General features: G+C 56.9%; 17 protein-coding genes and 1 pseudogene. 15 read left to right on the top strand and 3 right to left on the bottom strand.

Annotated elements, in window-relative coordinates:
- Positions 1-52: 52 nt before the first annotated feature.
- The 3 genes and pseudogenes from DXD04_RS10580 to mobA all read right to left on the bottom strand — a co-directional run.
- Positions 53-1,045, bottom strand: a pseudogene (locus tag DXD04_RS10580) (YWFCY domain-containing protein); the annotation flags it as partial.
- Between the two features lie 32 nt (positions 1,046-1,077).
- The gene (mobB, locus tag DXD04_RS10575; RefSeq protein WP_117673152.1) at positions 1,078-2,349 is read right to left on the bottom strand and encodes a conjugal transfer protein MobB; all 1,272 of its coding nucleotides are present in this window, start codon (positions 2,347-2,349) and stop codon (positions 1,078-1,080) included.
- The gene (gene mobA / locus DXD04_RS10570) at positions 2,346-2,798 is read right to left on the bottom strand and encodes a conjugal transfer protein MobA (protein ID WP_117673170.1); all 453 of its coding nucleotides are present in this window, start codon (positions 2,796-2,798) and stop codon (positions 2,346-2,348) included. The genes mobB and mobA overlap by 4 nt, the downstream gene beginning before the upstream one ends.
- Positions 2,799-3,202: 404 nt before the next feature.
- Here mobA and DXD04_RS16615 point away from each other — a divergent pair, with 404 nt between their 5' ends.
- The 15 genes from DXD04_RS16615 (at position 3,203) to traM (ending at position 14,230) form a co-directional block, all read left to right on the top strand.
- Entirely contained in the window at positions 3,203-3,409 is a 207-nt protein-coding gene (locus DXD04_RS16615; RefSeq protein WP_118528244.1) for a hypothetical protein, read from the top strand.
- Between the two features lie 128 nt (positions 3,410-3,537).
- Positions 3,538-4,299, top strand: coding sequence for a ParA family protein (locus DXD04_RS10560; protein ID WP_018709709.1), 762 nt, complete (start codon positions 3,538-3,540; stop codon positions 4,297-4,299).
- A gap of 4 nt (positions 4,300-4,303) precedes the next feature.
- Complete coding sequence (locus DXD04_RS10555; protein ID WP_117673148.1) at positions 4,304-4,714, top strand: DUF3408 domain-containing protein; 411 nt, start codon at positions 4,304-4,306, stop codon at positions 4,712-4,714.
- A gap of 262 nt (positions 4,715-4,976) precedes the next feature.
- Positions 4,977-5,162, top strand: coding sequence for a hypothetical protein (locus DXD04_RS16925; RefSeq protein WP_259299545.1), 186 nt, complete (start codon positions 4,977-4,979; stop codon positions 5,160-5,162).
- Positions 5,163-5,259: 97 nt separating this feature from the next.
- Complete coding sequence (locus tag DXD04_RS16920; RefSeq protein WP_259299544.1) at positions 5,260-5,634, top strand: hypothetical protein; 375 nt, start codon at positions 5,260-5,262, stop codon at positions 5,632-5,634.
- A 179-nt stretch (positions 5,635-5,813) separates the two neighbouring features.
- The gene (locus tag DXD04_RS10540; RefSeq protein ID WP_018709713.1) at positions 5,814-6,125 is read left to right on the top strand and encodes a DUF4134 domain-containing protein; all 312 of its coding nucleotides are present in this window, start codon (positions 5,814-5,816) and stop codon (positions 6,123-6,125) included.
- 36 nt (positions 6,126-6,161) lie between these two features.
- On the top strand, positions 6,162-6,494 hold the full coding sequence (locus tag DXD04_RS10535; protein ID WP_018709714.1) for a DUF4133 domain-containing protein: 333 nt from the start codon (positions 6,162-6,164) through the stop codon (positions 6,492-6,494).
- Positions 6,491-9,007, top strand: coding sequence for a TraG family conjugative transposon ATPase (locus tag DXD04_RS10530; RefSeq protein ID WP_117673141.1), 2,517 nt, complete (start codon positions 6,491-6,493; stop codon positions 9,005-9,007). The genes DXD04_RS10535 and DXD04_RS10530 overlap by 4 nt, the downstream gene beginning before the upstream one ends.
- A gap of 43 nt (positions 9,008-9,050) precedes the next feature.
- A complete protein-coding gene (locus DXD04_RS10525; RefSeq protein ID WP_117673139.1) occupies positions 9,051-9,728 on the top strand; it encodes a ferritin family protein in 678 nt (225 codons plus the stop codon).
- 96 nt (positions 9,729-9,824) lie between these two features.
- Positions 9,825-10,247 carry a DUF3876 domain-containing protein gene (locus DXD04_RS10520; RefSeq protein WP_117673137.1) on the top strand — a complete coding sequence of 141 codons (423 nt, stop codon included), beginning with the start codon at positions 9,825-9,827 and terminating at the stop codon, positions 10,245-10,247.
- 38 nt (positions 10,248-10,285) lie between these two features.
- Positions 10,286-10,924 (top strand): DUF4141 domain-containing protein, encoded by a 639-nt coding sequence (locus DXD04_RS10515; protein ID WP_117673135.1) that lies wholly within the window; start codon positions 10,286-10,288, stop codon positions 10,922-10,924.
- Positions 10,925-10,927: 3 nt separating this feature from the next.
- Positions 10,928-11,953 carry a conjugative transposon protein TraJ gene (gene traJ / locus DXD04_RS10510; RefSeq protein WP_117673133.1) on the top strand — a complete coding sequence of 342 codons (1,026 nt, stop codon included), beginning with the start codon at positions 10,928-10,930 and terminating at the stop codon, positions 11,951-11,953.
- A gap of 49 nt (positions 11,954-12,002) precedes the next feature.
- Positions 12,003-12,626: a conjugative transposon protein TraK gene (gene traK / locus DXD04_RS10505; RefSeq protein ID WP_117673131.1), complete on the top strand. Its 624-nt coding sequence runs from the start codon at positions 12,003-12,005 to the stop codon at positions 12,624-12,626.
- Between the two features lie 4 nt (positions 12,627-12,630).
- Complete coding sequence (locus DXD04_RS10500; protein WP_181977481.1) at positions 12,631-12,933, top strand: TraL conjugative transposon family protein; 303 nt, start codon at positions 12,631-12,633, stop codon at positions 12,931-12,933.
- Positions 12,908-14,230, top strand: coding sequence for a conjugative transposon protein TraM (gene traM, locus DXD04_RS10495; protein ID WP_117673129.1), 1,323 nt, complete (start codon positions 12,908-12,910; stop codon positions 14,228-14,230). Before DXD04_RS10500 ends, traM begins: the two co-directional genes overlap by 26 nt.
- The last annotated feature ends 47 nt before the right edge of the window (positions 14,231-14,277 follow it).

The following is a 14,277-nucleotide window of genomic DNA, read 5'->3' as shown; positions in this document are numbered from 1 at the left end:
CTAACCTAATCTATTGCTAAATAGATATTTATTACACCGCCTTATGGGCGCACCGGAGGAACCATATCACGGCGGCGAACAGGATAATCGGAGATTCGACAAAGAAGTCGCCCTGCTTCTGCACCCAGGTCTTGTTCAAATTGAGCATTATCGTGTAGGCACTCTCGTAAGCATCGGTGATGTCCTCCATGAAATCCGGATGGATGGGATTGCAGCGGTGCGAGCGCCGCGGGTCGTCGAAGTTGATGACGTAGAACTTCGGCCTGACCCTGTATGCGTCCATGTGGTTCAGCAGGTGGTTGTAGGCGATGGTGGAAAGGTCGCTGAACTTGAAGTCGTAGATGTACATCGCAAAGCCCTTCTCAATCTGCTGTTTGATGAAACTGTTCACCACGGCATAGGACTTTCCGCTGCCCGGCGTACCCAGTACGATGGTGGCACGGAACGGGTTTACCACATTGATATAGCCATTGTTCCACTTCTTTCTGTAGTAGAAACGTGTGGGCAGATTGACGGAATACCCGTTCTCCATGAGGCGGGTCTCCTGCATGAAACTCTCGTTCTCGACATTGAACACGTCTTCCATGAGGTTGGTACGCAAAAGACGGCTCATCCATGTGCCCGCCATGAGCAGGCAGACATAGCCCGCCGCCATTGAAGCGGTGTAGAAACCCGCAACCGCCTCCACCGGAAGCGGCAGGGAGAGCACCCACCAGTTGCCGAAGAAGAGCACCAGCCCCGCGGCAAGTACCGTCCAGATCCGGCGCCAGGTGATTTTCTCCTCCTTGACACCCTTCGTGCCGAGGCACGAGAGCGCGAGCAGAAGAAGGGCAAAGAGCTTCGTGTAGAGAATGTGATGGAACAGTCCGGCGCTACGGTCGAAGTTCATCAGTACCCGGTCCACGACACCTATGCCGATGCCCCACAGCCTTACGGCTTCGTAACAATACCAGTAAAGGTGGATGACCACCAGAATAATGCTTACGGCACGGAGAAAATCCATGATTTTCGCCAGTGCCCTCAAATCGTCTTCCTGTTGTGACATAATCTGTTTCTGTTTTCAAGTGAATGACTGAATTATAATCCCTGTCCCTTGCGGCGCTTTTTCCGCCTACGCCTGAGGTCGCGCTCGAAGGCGGCTTCCTCGGCCTGTGCGCCCGAAGTGTCGCCGCCGAGCAAGCCCAAGCCGGAGGAATACCCCTCGTCGTATTCCACGGCGGGACGGGTGTCGGGCTGCTGCCCGTCCACGGCGATGGTGAACGGTATGGGCGGAGTGCCGGCATACGGCAGGGTGAAATGCTCCTGCAAGGCATTGGCGGAAAACTCCCTGCCCAGACGAGAACCGTTGAGCACGCAGCCCGTGCGGTGGTCGATGAAGGTCGCCCCGTAGATGCGCCCTTCGTCGGTATGGCGGAACACCACATCCACACCTTTCGCTTTGAGCAGGGCGACAAACTCCTCGCGGCGGTATGTCCGGGCGAGCGCGGCAGCGACGGTACGGCGGGTCGTCTCCGCCAGACGCCTGTCGCGGATCTGCTCCTTGGAGTATTCAAACCTGCGCTGCACGGCTTCGTAGCCGACAGACTTGCCGATGCGGGAAGCCTTGAAGGGAGTGCCGGTCCTGTTGCCGGCATCGCCGGTGGCGGACGGGTTGCTGAACGATAGCGAAAAATAGACCAGTCCGTGGTACTCGCGCCCGTTCACGATGCCGTGGGCTTCCTCCACAGTGACGTTGTAGAGCGAGAGAAGGGCACGGTATTCGCCCATCGTCTGGAACCTGTAGCCTGCCATGACCGCCTTGACGACATTCGATACCTGCCGCCTGACATCGCCCTGCGATGTGTCCACCGGGCGGAGCGGATTGTCGGTACGGTGCTGCCGGCGGTCAGCCGGGTGCAGCCCGTATTTCTTTTCCAGCTCGGAGGTGATGCGCCTGCTGCGGCGGTGGATGAAATCGCGGTTGAGCCGTCGTCCCTGCTCGTCCACATTGACGGAGACGATGTGCAGGTGGTGGCGGCTGATGTCCTCGTGCTTGAACACGAGGTAAGGCTGGTCGCCGTAGCCCAGCCTGTCGAGATACTCGCGTGCGAGCTGTTCCAGCTCCACGTCGGTCAGGCGGTCGTCGGGGTGCGGATTGAGGGAAATGTGGATGACCTTATTCCGAGTGCGCACCTGCTCCGGCATGAAGCGCTTGAAGTCCTGCTCGGCACGGGCTATGTCCACATGTCCGCTGCCGTCGTCGAAAATCCGGTTTACGGCAAGGAGCCTGCCTTCGCCTTCGTTCACCTTCTGCCCGTTGTAGGCAAGCGCACCGTACAGTGACGTGCCTACGGTAATTTTCGCTATCATGACTTTTCCTCCTTTTCCGACAGCTTCTGCCGGAACTCGCGGGACAGTTCCATGACCTGCTGCGTCAGGGCGGCCAGCTCCCCGGTACACTTCTCCAGACGGTAGAGCAATGCCATCGCCTTCTTCTCCGAAAAATGACAGCGCAGCTCCCTGACCACCTGATTGTAGTTGTTGCCTACCATGCGGTACTGCGCATGGAAAGCGGAGAGCTTCGTGCAGTAATCCAGCAGCGTCCTGTCCGTGACCAGTACCCGGAAGGGCTGCCTGAAAAAGTGTGCCTTGAGAAACACCGCCCTTGCATATACGCCGGACTTCTCGTACATGGAGAGGAACTTCAGCCATTCCTCATTGTCGAAACGCACCATCACGCAGTGCGACTTGCGGCTTTCCTTGGGATGCCGCCCCCATTTGGAGCCTTCCGCTCCGTTTCCTTTACCATTTCTGTTCATCTTACATAAGGATTTAGTGGTTTGTATAAAAATGTGCCGGACGGCAGCATCCGCAGACACGGCGCAGCCGGGAGACAGGCTTCCCGACTCCGGAGAGGAAGCCCCTCCCCGCATGGGGCAAGGTCGTTTCCGGGAGTAACCGGAAACCCTTTGAGTTACTCAAAGGACACCTTGCTATTAGCGGTTGCTAATAAGAATCCGTCCGCGACGGATTGGAAAGCCAACCTGCCATCACCCACGGGACAGGGTACCGGCCAACCGGTACCCCGGAGCTGCCCAAAAGAGAAAACGGAAGCCCGGCATACACCAGAGGCGTCAGTCTGCCGTCGTGGGTGCAAAGTTAGGGTACGGGACAGAGCCGCGGAACCGCCGGAAAAAGCCACAGACTTCCACATCGGCGCCAAATGCTGCCACGAAGACCCGAAGTGATACAGATACGGGAAAATGCCCCTTCCTTTGCGGACAGGAAAACCGGCACGCCCACCAGCCGGCACGCCGCATTGTCCGCCACACTGCCAGTATGCCTGCCTGCCGGCACGCAGGCATACCGGCGGGAACACGGACAGGCAGACCGGGGAACCGGCACGCCGGCAATGGTACACACAGGCTGACGGGCATGGAGACAGCCCGGCGTGCGCAAGGGCCGGCATCCCTGCCGCCAAGCGGACACGCCAGTACGGACGCAGGGACGCCTGCCGGGAAAACAAACTGAAGTATAACGAACAAAAGACAAGGAAGCATGAAGAAAGAACCCCTGTTCATCGCCTTCTCCACCCAGAAGGGAGGAGCCGGCAAAACGACACTCACCGTGCTGATGGCGAGTTACCTGTATTATGTGAAGGGATACGACGTGGCAGTCGTGGACTGCGACTATCCCCAGTTCAGCCTGAAGGACATGCGCGAGCGTGACCTGAAGAACATCGAACGCAACCCGCACCTGCGCAGGGCTGCCTACGAGCAGTTCAAACGCCTGGGCAAACGTGCGTACCCGATAGTCGGGAGCCGTCCGGACCATGCGGTGGAAGCGGCAAGGCCGTTTGTGGAATCGGAGACACCGCCCGACTTTGTATTCTTCGACCTGACGGGTACGGTAAACAACATGGGACTGATAAAGACGGTGGCGACGATGGACTACATATTCTGTCCCATAGCCGCCGACCGCTTTATCATGGAAAGCTCGCTGAAATATGCGGGCATACTGAACGACACGCTGGTGACGACGGGAAAGTCGAATATAAAGGGTATCCGCCTGCTGTGGAACATGGTGGACCGGCGCGAGAAGACCGACCTGTACGATATCTACGAGAAGGTAATCGCCGGAATGGGGCTTGAGGTGCTGAAGACGAGCCTGCCGGACAGTAAGCGTTTCCGCAAGGAAGGTGCCGAGGAAGGCGACCGCCCGCTGTTCCGCTCGACGCTGCTGCCTCCGGACAGGACACTGGCAAAGGGCAGCGGCATAGACGCGCTGGCGGAAGAGATACTGGAAATAGTAAACCGCTGAACGGATGGCAAAGAAACTCGATGTCGATATTGATCCCGGCAAGTTTCTGGACTCGTTCCGTCCGGAGATGCCCGCGTCCGCCCCCGAGGTGGAGGACAAGGCAGAAGGAAATGCGGGCGGAAAACCCGCAGCAGAGAAGACAAAGGCTCCACAGAAGACCCCAAGGACCGGAAAGGGAAAGGAAGAGGAATATCTGGAACGCTTCCTGAACGCCCCGAAAATCCCGGTATGTTCCGGCAAGACAGCCTATATACGCAAGAGCTACCACGAGCGGATACAGCGCATCGTGCAGGTCATCGGCAAGAACGGGCTTACCCTGTCGGTCTATGTGGACCGCGTACTGGAAGAGCACTTCCGCGAGTATGAGGAAGTGATACGCAAGCTCTACAAAAAGAGCTATGAGGACATTTACTGATTATTCATCCAAAAAGAAAGGAAAAGACAATGGGAAAATTTTTCAAGACAGACAGAAAAAAGGAGACACACGGCAGGCTCACGCTCCCCGTGCGTGCCCTGGCCGGTGACGGCAGCGCCGCAGGCGGACAGAAAGGGAACATACCGGAAGAACACCCGCAGACATCCGGGGACGGGACCGCCTCCATGATGTGCCGGGAAAAACCGCAACCGCTTTAGCCTATGGCGACGCTGCTGATAGTGCTGCTGATGGCCTTCAACATGTGGATGGTCATCTACCTGACCTGGGAACGCAGGACGGGAGACACAACCCGAGAGAAGAACGGAAAGGACGGCGGGAACAGGACGGCGGCTTCCGAGATCGTGGGCAGAAGCCGCTTCAGAATGCCGGAAACGAAGCCACAGACTGCCACACCTGCGCCAAATGCCGCCACGGAAATACGAAGTGAAGAGGTGGACGAGAAGGACGTTACCTTTGCCGACGAAGCACAGGAGGACGGCACGGACACACACCGCCGCCGGATACCGGACGAGGAGCTGGACGAGGTGTTTACGGACAGACGGGTGTCGGACATAGCCGGATATGACGGGGACGAAGAGCCGGATGCGGAACCGGATACTGCCGAAGGGTTCACGTTTGAGGACATCGACCTCGCCGTACGCACGGCGAAGAAAGCGGACGCCACAGGAGATGAACGGCGCCATGCAGGAATGGTATTCTGCGAAATGAAGGGCAACGAGCTGTTTGCCCTGATAGAACGCAGCTCGGAGGCGACACGCAGGAGACTGGACGAACTGATGGACTACTATCTGGACTCGATACCTGCCCCACCTGCCGCATCAACGGCAAGTGCCGCACTGAGAAGGCCGCCTGCCATGCCGGAGAGATTCGAGGATTTCAATATCCGCGACTATGTATAACACTGTAAAAAACGTAACGAAGATGCGAAAAAGGAAAATTGACTACGGCTGAATCATCGGCTTGCCACCGAATCCACTAAATCCACAAGCCGGCTTTATCCGAAGCCGCAAAAATTAAAGAAAAGTATCAACCGCCGAAGGGAATATCCCGCCCGGAGGCATAAAAACAAGAAAAGATTATGACAGAAACATCGAAGAAAAAACAAATCATTCTGGCAGTCCTTCTGACGGCTGCAAACATTTCCGCCTTTGCACAGGGCAACGGCATGGCGGGCATCACGGAGGCAACCAATCTTGTGACCTCGTATTTCGACCCGGCGACAAAGCTCATCTATGCCATCGGCGCGGTAGTGGGACTCATAGGAGGCATCAAGGTCTATGGCAAGTTCTCGTCCGGTGATCCGGACACGAGCAAGACCGCCGCAAGCTGGTTCGGAGCCTGTATCTTCCTGATTGTAAGCGCAACCATCCTGCGCTCGTTCTTCCTCTAAACAGGCGTTTCCCATATATAATAAGATAAAAGGACAATGGCTGAATACCCGGTAAACAAGGGCATCGGTCGTCCGGTGGAGTTCAAGGGGTTGAAGGCGCAGTACCTGTTCGTGTTTGCGGGCGGGCTGCTTGCCGCCTTCCTCCTGTTTGTCATCCTGTACATGGCGGGCGTAAGCCAGTGGGTCTGCATCGGCCTGGGAGTCACGGCGGCTTCCGCCGTGGTATGGCTCACGTTCCGGTTGAACGCGAAGTACGGCCAGCACGGACTGATGAAGCTGGGCGCTGCACGGATGCGCCCGCGCTATCTGCTCCACCGCAGACGGGTGTCCCATCTGTTGAGACGAAAAAGGAAAGGAAGGAAAGAATGAGAAACGTAATGAAAGCCACCACACTAGAGAGCCGGTTCCCGCTGCTGGCGGTGGAACACGGGTGCATCATCTCGAAAGACGCAGACATCACCGCAGCCTTCGAGGTGGAGCTGCCGGAGGTCTATACCGTAACGGCGGAGGAATACGAGAGTATCCATGCCACGTGGTGCAAGGCAATCAAGGTACTGCCCGACTATTCGGTACTGCACAAGCAGGACTGGTATATAAAGGAACTGTACCGCCCCGACTGGGAGAAGGAAGGTACGGGCTTCCTGGCACGGAGCAACGGGATGCACTTCAACGAGCGCCCGTTTCTGAGCCACAGGAGCTACCTGTTCCTGACCAAGACGACGAAGGAACGCATGAGGCGGCAGAGCAACTGGAGCACGCTGTGCCGCGGACATATCATCCCGAAGGAGATACAGGACAGGGAGACGGCGCTGAAGTTCATGGAGGCGGTGGAACAGTTCGCCCGCATCCTGAACGATTCGGGACACGTCCGCCTGCGCCGCCTGAGGGACGATGAGATTACGGGAACGGAAAAGGAAACGGGTATCATAGGCAGATACCTGGCACTGACAACGGAGGATACGGCGTGTCTGGAAGACATCGCCATGAGCGCGGAGGAGATGCGCATCGGCGACAAGCGCCTGTGCCTGCACACGCTGTCGGACACGGAAGACCTGCCGGCTGCGGTAGCCACGGACAGCCGTTACGAACGGCTCTCGACCGACCGCTCGGACTGCCGCCTGTCGTTTGCCGCCCCGCTGGGACTGCTGCTGCCCTGCAACCATATCTACAACCAGTACGTGTTTGTCGGCAACAGCGACGAGGAGCTGCGCCGCTTCGAGAAGTCGGCAAGGAACATGCAGTCGCTCTCGCGCTACAGCCGCCAGAACGCCATCAACTGCGAGTGGATAGAGGAATATCTGAACGAAGCCCACTCACAGGGGCTGAAGTCCGTCCGCGCCCACTTCAACGTGATGGCGTGGAGCGACGACACGGAGGAGCTGAAACGGATAAGGAACGACGTGGGTAGCCAGCTGGCCTCGATGGGATGCGTGCCCCACCACAACACGACGGACTGCCCGACGCTGTTCTGGGCGGGCATACCGGGCAATGCGGCGGACTTTCCGGCGGAGGAATCGTTCCACACGTTTGTCGAGCAGGCGGTATGCCTGTTCGCCGGAGAGACCAACTATCGGGACTCGCCCTCGGCTTTCGGCATCCGCATGGCAGACCGTATCAGCGGCAAGCCGCTGCATATCGACATATCCGACCTGCCGATGAAGCGCGGCATCACGACCAACCGCAACAAGTTCGTGCTGGGACCGAGCGGAAGCGGCAAGTCGTTCTTCATGAACCATCTGGTGCGGCAGTATTACGAGCAGGGCACGCACGTGGTACTGGTGGACACGGGAAACTCCTATCAGGGACTGTGCGAGATGATACACCGCCGCACGCACGGAAAGGACGGCATCTACTTCACCTATACGGAGGAGAAGCCCATCTCGTTCAACCCGTTCTACACGGATGACGGGGTGTTCGACGTGGAGAAGAAGGACAGCATCAAGACGCTGCTGCTGACTCTGTGGAAAAGCGAGAACGAACCCGCCACGAAAACGGAATCGGCGGAGCTGGGAAGCGCGGTGAACGCCTATATCCAGCTGCTCGGCCGGGACAAGGGTATCGTGCCGTCGTTCGACTCGTTCTACGAATACATGCGGGACGTGTACCGCAAGGAAATGGAGGAACGCTACATCAAGGTGGAGAAGTCGGACTTCAACATCGACAATTTCCTGACCACCCTGAGGCAGTACTACCGGGGCGGACGCTACGACTTCCTGCTCAACTCTGCGGAGAACATCGACCTGCTGCATAAACGGTTCGTGGTCTTCGAGATTGATGCGGTGAAGGACAACGCCGAGCTTTTCCCGGTGGTGACGATTATCATCATGGAGGCTTTCATAAACAAGATGCGCCGGCTGAAAGGCGTGCGCAAGCAGCTGATATGCGAGGAGGCATGGAAAGCCCTGTCATCGGCAAACATGGCATCCTATCTCCAGTACCTCTACAAGACAGTGAGAAAGTATTTCGGGGAGGCGATTGTGGTGACGCAGGAAGTGGACGACATCATCAGCTCGCCGATTGTGAAGGAGAGCATCATCAACAACTCGGACTGCAAAATATTGCTTGACCAGAGAAAATATATGAACCGCTTTGACCAGATACAGTCGCTCTTGGGGCTGACGGAAAAGGAAAAGTCGCAGATACTCTCGATCAACCAGTCCAACGACCCGGCAAGGCGGTACAAGGAAGTCTGGATTGGACTTGGCGGCACACACTCGGCGGTGTATGCCACGGAGGTGTCGATGCAAGAGTATCTCGCCTATACGACGGAGGAGACGGAGAAGATGGAAGTACGCGAACTGGCGGAGAAACTGGGAGGCGACATGGAAGCTGCCATCCGTCAGGTGGCGGAGCGACGGCTGGAGGAACGGACGGGACAGTGAACCGGCAGGAAATATACAGTAAATGAAAAATAAAAAATGATTTATGAACCAACAGACTGACAACATGTACATTGATGACCGATACAGCGATGAAGCGCTGCGGAAACGGGAGGAAATCCGGGAGCATATCTCATGGTTCCGTGAGTTCCTGACATTCGGGACTTCGCTACCGGAACATATCAGAAGGCGATACGGACTGGAAGAGGACTACCAGCGGTACAAGAAACTGGAAATACAGGTTCACCGGATGCCTGCTGAACCGGACTGCAGGGGATATGGGAAGGAGCAGCGCATGAAAGAACTGTGCGAGGCAGGAAGAGCCAAGGGAAAAATCACTCTTGCGGTGGAAAAGGCTTACGAAAGCATCTGCCCCGCTCCGGCACGGGACTATCTGGAAGAAAAATATCAGGAACTGCTCTATCTGAGAGGTATGGTGTACTGGAAAGACTATGACGACCCGATGTGGTACAAGCCGGAAATCCTGAACAAATACGGCATTGACCACAAGGAACCGCGCGAAACGGTGCTCAAGCAGGTGGAAAAGGCATACCGGGAACTGGATGCCCGATTCTGCCGGATGACGGGCAAGAAGCCGGATGCGGACGAGCTGTTCGGCAAACCCGCAGTACGGCAGTCGGTACCTGCACAGAAGGAGGCGCCGGAGAATGGCGCAAGGGAAAACCGCATGTGCAGGCGTAAAGGCAGAAGACCGGGATTCTGACGGAAAAGGAAACCGGGCGGACTCCGGTTACGGAAAAGACGAAAAGAAAAAAGGATTGAAAAAAATGAAAGAACAAGACTTAAAGAAGACAAGAAAATGAACATCAAACTGACAAAGACCGAAAGGCTGCTGCTGTGCGGCGGTCTGATAGGCATGGCATCGCTGATGCTGCAAGCCTGTGATATAATGGCAAAAGAAGACGGCGACACCCGCGACAGAATCTGCGGAAACTGGGAAAACGCGGAAGCCGGTCCCGACATACTGGTGTACAGGGAGGGAGAATCATATAAGGTGACACTGTTCAGACGCAAGGGCGTACGCCGCGTACTGAGACCGGAAACCTATCTGCTGCAGAGGGAGGAGAACGGCAACCTGTATATGAACACGGGGTTCCGCATTGACGTGGCATACAACGAGGAGACGGATGTGCTGACATTTTCGCCGGGCGGTGACTATGTCCGGGTGAACACGGATGCAGGTGACGGCGAAAGGATAAAGGAGAAAGAGAATATGCAATAGCAATTTAACGAACCACTAAATCCCAAAAAAGAATGAGAATGAGACAGAAACTGAAAATACCGCTGATTGCGGTCTGCCTGTGCCTTGCGGGGACAGGCGGGGCAAATGCCCAATGGGTGGTGTCCGACCCCGGAAATCTTGCGCAGAGCATCATCAACTCCGCCAAGGAGATGGTGGAGACAGCCGGGACGAAAGCCAACACCCTGAACGGCTTTCTGGAAACGAAGAAGGTGTTCGAGCAGGGAAAGGCGTATTACGACGCACTGAAATCGGTGCACGACGTGGTAAAGGGCGGCGCGAAGGTGGCGAAAAGCATCTCTCTGGTAATGGAAATATCGGAAATCTATGTGGACAACTACCAGAAGATGCTCTCGGACGAGAACTACACGCCGGAGGAGCTTGCCGCCATCTCGTCGGGCTATGCGATGCTGATAGACGAAAGCTCGGACGTGCTGCAGGACCTGAAGAATGTGGTGAACGTGACGGGCATGTCACTGACGGATGCGGAAAGGCTCGCCGTCATAGACAATGCCTACCGCAGCCTGATGAACTACCGCAACCTCGTGCGCTACTACACGAACAAGACCATATCGGTGTCGTACCTGCGGGCGAGAAAGAAGAACGACATGGACCGGGTGATGGCACTCTACGGGAACTCCAACGAAAAATACTGGTAGCCTATGGGAGAGTTTGACAACCTGCACCAGATACTCCTCTCGCTGTATGAGGAGATGATGCCGCTCTGCTCGGACATGGCAGGAGTGGCAAAGGGGCTTGCCGGACTGGGTGCCCTGTTCTATGTGGCGGTGCGCGTGTGGCAGTCGCTCGCCCGTGCCGAGGCGATAGACGTGTACCCGCTGCTGCGGCCGTTTGCCATCGGACTGTGCATCCTCTTCTTCCCGACCATCGTGCTGGGGACGATGAACTCCGTTCTGGGAGTAATCGTACAGGGGACGCACTCGATACTGGAGGAACAGACCTTTGACATGGAGAAGTACAGGGAACAGAAAGACAGGCTGGAATACGAGGCGATGATGCGCAACCCGGAAACCGCCTATCTCGCCTCGGACGAGGAGTTCGACCGCCAGATAGACGAGCTGGGCTGGTCGCCGTCGGACATGATCACCATGACGGGCATGTACATGGACCGTGCGGCGTACAACATCAAGAAGAGCGTGCGTGACTGGTTCCGCGAGCTCCTGGAGCTGATGTTCGCAGCTGCCGCCCTTGTCATCGACACGCTCAGAACGTTCTTCCTGGTGGTGCTGTCGATACTGGGACCCGTCGCCTTCGCCTTCTCGGTATGGGACGGCTTCCACTCCACGCTTTCGGCATGGTTCAGCCGCTACATACAGATTTACCTGTGGCTGCCCGTCTCCGACCTGTTCAGCACGATACTGGCGAAGATACAGATACTGATGCTCCAGAATGACATCGAGGCGATGCAGGCAGACCCGAACTTCTCGGTAGAGGCGAGCAACGGGGTGTACATCGTGTTCCTCGTTATCGGCATCGTGGGATACTTCACCATCCCGACGGTAGCCGGATGGATAATCCAGGCCGGTGGCGGAGTGGGCAGCTACAACAAGAACATCGGTACTGCGGGCGCCCTTGGCGGCAGTCTGGCGGGTGCGGCAGCCGGAAACGTGGCGGGACGCACGGGCAAGTTTATCAGAAAACAGGCCGGACGGCTGTTGAAAAGGTAACAGCCGGAGAACCGGAAAATGATTTTACAAACCATAAAAAACAGAAAGAATGGAGTTCAAGAGCCTGAATAACATAGAAACGAGTTTCCGGCAGATACGACTGTTCGGAATCATCTACACGGCGGTATGTGCCGCCATCGTCATCTGCTCGGTGGTATGCGCCTTCCGCTTCGCCGAAGCGCAGAGACAGAAGATATACGTACTTGACGGGGGCAAGAGCCTGATGCTCGCCCTCTCGCAGGACCTGTCGCAGAACCGCCCGGCGGAAGCAAGGGAGCATGTGCGCCGCTTCCACGAGCTGTTCTTCACCCTCTCGCCGGAGAAAAGCGCCATCGAGCACAACGTGAAGCGTGCGCTGCTGCTGGCGGACAGAAGCGCGTACAACTACTATGCCGACTTTGCGGAAAAGGGATTCTACAACCGCATCATCGCGGGGAACATCAACCAGGTGCTACAGGTGGACAGCGTGGTCTGCAACTTCGACCACTATCCCTATGAGGCACGCACCTACGCAAGGCAGATGATCATCAGGGAAAGCAACGTGACGGAGCGCACGCTGGTAACGACCTGCCGGCTGCTCAACGCGAGCCGCTCGGACGACAATCCGAACGGGTTCACCATAGAGGGATTCACGATACTGGAGAACAGGGACATCAGAAGCATGGAGAGATAGGCGTATGGGAAAGATGAATATTCTGACGGGAAAATGCGCTGCCGTTCTCAGGGAAAAACTGCACAGGAGACTGGACGCACTGTCGCCGAAGGCAAGGCTGGCGACGGTGGCAGTGATGTCCGCCGCCTTTGCCGCAGGATGTCTGTACATGACCGCCACCGCCATTGCCGGCTTCGGGAAAGGAAACGGGACGATGGAGATACGGCACATGAAGAAACCGGAACTGCCGCAAAAAGCGGATTTGCAGGAAGCGTATGAACATTATCATAAAAACAGGATGTATGGAAAAGGAACAGAAAAGGAATGAGACAAAAGAGAAAAGACCGCTGACGGAAGAACAGCGCCAGCGGAGAAAGAAGATGCTGGTCTATCCGCTGATGGTGCTGACCTTTCTGGGGTGCATGTGGCTCATCTTTGCCCCCTCGCAGAAAGACGGCGGAAAGGAACGGCAGGGACTGGGATTCAACACGGACATGCCCCTGCCGGAAAACTCCGGAATCATCGGCGACAAGGCGAAGGCATACGAACAGCAGCAGCTGGAGAACAGGAAGAAGGAACGCCGGGGCATGGTGGGCGACCTGTCCGCATTCTGGGACGACAGGACGGAAGGAACGGACACGGCAGACGGAACGGACGACTGCCGCCTGGCACAACCGGAAACATCGCCGAAGACGGGCGGAAGCGGAATACAGACAGGCATCCGCTCCTCGGCTGCCGCCAACGAGCGGCTGAACACCTCGCTGGGTACGTTCTACGAGCCGCCGAAGGAGGACGCCGAGAAGAAGGAGCTCAGGCAGCGCATCGACGAGCTGGAACGTATGGTCATGGAACAGGAGAAACAGCCCGCAAGGATGGAGGAACAGGTCGCCCTGCTGGAGAAGTCGTACGAGCTGGCGGCAAAGTACCAGAACGGAGGAAACAATGCCGCGCAGACCGCACGGACCGATGGGACGGAAATGACGGAAAGCAATGCCGGCGAAAAGAAAATGAAGGCTGAACCAGTGAGCGGCGTGCACCCGTCAACGGTGTCCGCCCTGCCGCAGCCCCTGACAGATTCCGCCTTTATAGCGGACTACGGGGGCGAAAGGAACTACGGGTTCCATACTGCCATCGGCAGTACGGAGGCACCGGGAAAGAACACCATAGCAGCCTGCGTGCAGGGCGACCAGACGGTAACGGACGGACAGACGGTAAGGCTGCGGCTGCTGGAGCCGATGCGGGTGTCTGGACGGACAATACCAAGGAACACGACCCTTGTGGGGACGGCACGCCTGCAGGGTGAGCGTCTGGAAATCGGCATCACCTCGCTGGAGCATGAGGGAACCATTGTCGGGGTGGAACTGGCGGTGTACGACAGCGACGGACAGGCGGGCATCTTTGTGCCCGGCTCGATGGAAACGGACGCGGCAAAGGAAATCGGGGCGAACATGGGCAGTTCGCTCGGAAGCAGCATCAACATCTCGACCGATGCGGGGGCGCAGCTCGCCTCCGATCTGGGAAAGGGAGTGATACAGGGAGTCTCGCAGTATATATCGAAGAGGATGCGCACGGTAAGGGTGCATCTGAAATCGGGATACAGGGTGCTGCTGTATCAGGAAAAATAGACAGCAAGAGACGAAAGAAAAAACAACAGTCAAATTTTATCAACCAC

It is taken from the genome of Phocaeicola plebeius (assembly GCF_003437535.1).
GTDB lineage: Bacteria > Bacteroidota > Bacteroidia > Bacteroidales > Bacteroidaceae > Phocaeicola > Phocaeicola plebeius_A.
The sequence above is the reverse complement of the archived record's forward strand: the minus strand, read 5'-3'. Positions and strand labels throughout refer to the sequence as shown.